Raw genomic sequence first — 2,868 nt, forward strand, 5'->3', positions numbered from 1 at the left:
CCACGACGACCAGCACGGCACCGCCATCATCGTCGCCGCCGCCGTGCTCAACGGACTGGAATTCGCCGGCAAGACCATCTCGGACATCAAGGTCGTCACCTCCGGCGCCGGTGCGGCCGCCCTCGCCTGCCTGAACCTTCTGGTCTCGCTTGGCGTGCGCATCGAGAACATCTGGGTCACCGATCGTTTCGGCGTCGCCTACAAGGGCCGCACCGAAGAGATGGACCGCTGGAAAGACCCCTATGTGAAGGATACCGAGGCGCGCACGCTGGCGGATGTCATCCCGGGCGCCGATGTCTTCCTCGGCCTCTCGGCCGCTGGCGTGCTGAAGCCAGAACTGCTGCAACACATGGCGCCAAAGCCTTTGATCCTGGCGCTGGCCAATCCCAATCCCGAGATCATGCCGGAAGTGGCGCGCGCGGCGCGTCCCGATGCCATGATCTGCACCGGCCGCTCCGATTTTCCCAATCAGGTCAACAATGTCCTGTGCTTCCCCTACATCTTCCGTGGCGCGCTCGACTGCGGCGCCAGCGCCATCAACGAGGAGATGAAGATGGCTGCCGTGCGGGCCATCGCCGCTCTTGCCCGCGAAGAGCCTTCGGACGTCGCCGCACGCGCCTATTCGGGCGAGACGCCGATTTTCGGACCCGATTTCCTGATCCCCTCGCCCTTCGATCCCAGGCTCATCCTGCGCATCGCGCCGGCCGTCGCCAAGGCGGCCTGCGACACAGGTGTGGCGACACGGCCGATCACCGACTTCGCCGCCTATGTCGACAAGCTCAATCGCTTCGTCTTCCGCTCCGGCCTGGTGATGAAGCCGGTGTTCTCGTCCGCCAAGGCATCGAGCGCCAAGCGCGTCATCTATGCCGACGGCGAGGACGAGCGCGTGCTGCGCGCCGCCCAGGTGGTGCTCGAGGAAGACATCGCCGTGCCGATCCTGATCGGCCGGCCGCACGTCATCGAGGTCAGGCTGAAGCGCTACGGCCTGCGCATCAAGCCCGACGTCGATTTCGGCCTGATCAACCCTGAGGACGATCCGCGCTATCGCCACTATGTCGACCAACTGATCGAACTCGCCGGCCGGCGCGGCGTGACGACGGAAGCCGCGCGCACCATGGTGCGCACCGACAACACGGTGATCGCAGCACTTGCGCTGAAGCTTGGCGACGCCGACGCCATGGTCTGCGGCCTTGAAGGCCGCTTCGAGCGGCACCTGCGCAACGTCACGCTGATCATCGGGCCACGCGCGGGCATCAAGGACCATGACCTGTCGACGCTTTCCATGCTGATCTCACAGCGCGGCATCGTCTTCCTCACCGACACCCACGTCTCCGTCGACCCGACTGCCGAGGAGATCGCCGAGATGACGGTGCTGGCGGCCGAGGAAATCCAGCGCTTCGGCATCGAGCCGAAGGCGGCACTTCTGTCGCATTCGGATTTCGGTTCGCGCGATTCGCCAAGCGCGCTCAAGATGCGCCAGGCGGCGGCAATCCTGGCGCGCATCGCGCCGGAGCTGCAGTGCGACGGCGAAATGCATGCCGATTCCGCGCTGTCCGAGCACCTGCGCCAGCGCGTCTATCCGCATTCGCGCCTGAAGGGCGAAGCCAATCTGCTGGTGTTCCCCAACCTCGATTCGGCCAACATCACGCTGACGGCGTTGCGCGCCATGATGGATGCGCTGCATGTGGGGCCGATCCTGCTCGGTACCGACAAGCCGGCGCACATATTGACGCCCTCGGTCACATCGCGCGGTGTGGTCAACATGACGGCGCTGGCAGTGGTCGAGGCCGCGCACAAGGCGCAGGCCATCGCCAATCTGGACTAGGCCGAAACCGGCCTCGGCAGGCTCGGCCCGGTCTTTTGGGACAGCACCCGCACATGCCGGCGACAACGCCCTACAAACCGGGGCCCTACAAACCGGGGCCCTACAAACCGGGGCCCTACAAACCGGGGTGTTGCCGGCCGGCAACTTGCGATTGCAGAAATTCGACGTTGGCCGCAAGCGGATTTCACAGGGAAAGCCGACCTGATATGGTTGCGCATCTGACTTGATGGCGAGGACGTCATGAAGGGCCTGCTGTTCGCATCCGCGTTGCTGTCGCTGATCGGCGGACAAGCTCTGGCCGCGGACGCCAGCGGTGCCGAGCCCGCGACCGTGCATGACTGGTCCGGCGTCTATGTCGGTGGGCAAATCGGCTATGGTTTCGGCAGGACCGACGCGGCTTACAATCTGCCGAACACCCCGACAATCCGGGGCTCGCAGGACTACGACACCGACGGTTTCCTGGGCGGCGTGCAGATCGGCTACAACTACCAGATCGATTCCGCGGTTCTTGGCGTCGAGGCCGATGTTTCCGGAGCCGGCATCAAGGGGCACTCCGACGAGATCACGTCCGGCTTAGGCGATGTTTACGACACCAAGGTGGACTGGTTTGGAACGCTGCGCGCCAGGGCGGGCTATGCGTTCGATGGTACCTTGATCTACGGGACCGGTGGCCTGGCGTTCGGAAGCGTCGAAAACCGGTATCTCGACGGCCCCCTCGACAGCTTTTCCGAGAAGAACACCAAGGTTGGCTGGACCATTGGCGCCGGACTGGAGCAAGCGATCACGGACCATTGGTCGGCAAAGTTCGAATATCAATATGTCGATCTGAGGGACCAGACCATCGACTATGCCCCGAACTCCAACACCACGTTCGACAACACGTTCAACGCGGTCAAGATCGGTATGAACTACAAGTTTTGACAGTCGGCGGAGAGATCTGCCATGCCTCGCCACCTTCCGGCGAATAGAATCCGTCCGCTGCCGCGATCTAAGGCTTTGGCCAGGTGGCGCACCGCATCCGAAATAGACGATTAACCGGCAAC

General features: G+C 63.7%; 2 protein-coding genes. Both read left to right on the forward strand.

Going from position 1 to position 2,868, the window contains the following annotated elements; genetic code table 11:
• Window positions 1–1,825, forward strand: a 1,825-nt coding sequence (locus C1D09_RS08260; protein ID WP_143973816.1) for a phosphate acyltransferase, incomplete at its 5' end; no start/stop codon positions are given.
• Between the two features lie 240 nt (window positions 1,826–2,065).
• Window positions 2,066–2,746, forward strand: a complete 681-nt coding sequence (locus C1D09_RS08270) for an outer membrane protein (RefSeq protein ID WP_143973817.1) — start codon at window positions 2,066–2,068, stop codon at window positions 2,744–2,746.
• Window positions 2,747–2,868: the final 122 nt, after the last annotated feature.

The sequence above is a fragment of the Mesorhizobium intechi genome (assembly GCF_002879535.1).
Lineage (GTDB): Bacteria > Pseudomonadota > Alphaproteobacteria > Rhizobiales > Rhizobiaceae > Mesorhizobium > Mesorhizobium intechi.